Consider the following 528-nt stretch of genomic DNA (forward strand, 5'->3'; position numbering starts at 1 on the left):
GAAATGCGCGCGGCAATACAACCTAAAAGGCTACCGGTGATAATCAGCAGCAAAGATTCATCCCAACTTAGGCCAATCAAACGGAATTGGCTGTCGTACAACGCGGCAAGATCTTCTACGGCGCTGTTCATCACAATGGTCACTAACGCCGTAACAAACCAAGCAATGACAGCACCTAGTACACCAAACCACATACCTGTGTATAGGTACGGACGCAAAATGAAGCCGTCGGTCGCACCGATAAGCTTCATGGTTTGAATCTCTTCTTTATTCGCCAGTACATTAAAACGTAATGTGTTACCAACGATTAAAAATACCGCACCCAACATCAGGATTGTCAGAGTCACGACAATAATACCAGCTAGTGTTTTGATGGCATTTCAGCGCGCAAGCCAGTCTTCATCGAGCCTAACATCGGTCACATCTTGTTGTTGACCTACTTCTTTTGCTAGGGCTTGAATGTCTGTTTTGATATCAGATTCAGGCGTAATCACCAACACGCCCGGTAACGCATAACCGCTTAGCAAG

Annotated in this window: 1 pseudogene; it reads right to left on the bottom strand. The window is 45.8% G+C overall.

From position 1 onward, the window contains the following. A pseudogene (locus tag R7R78_RS29255) lies at positions 1-528 on the bottom strand (FtsX-like permease family protein); the annotation flags it as partial.

This window comes from Vibrio sp. 2134-1, assembly GCF_033339495.1.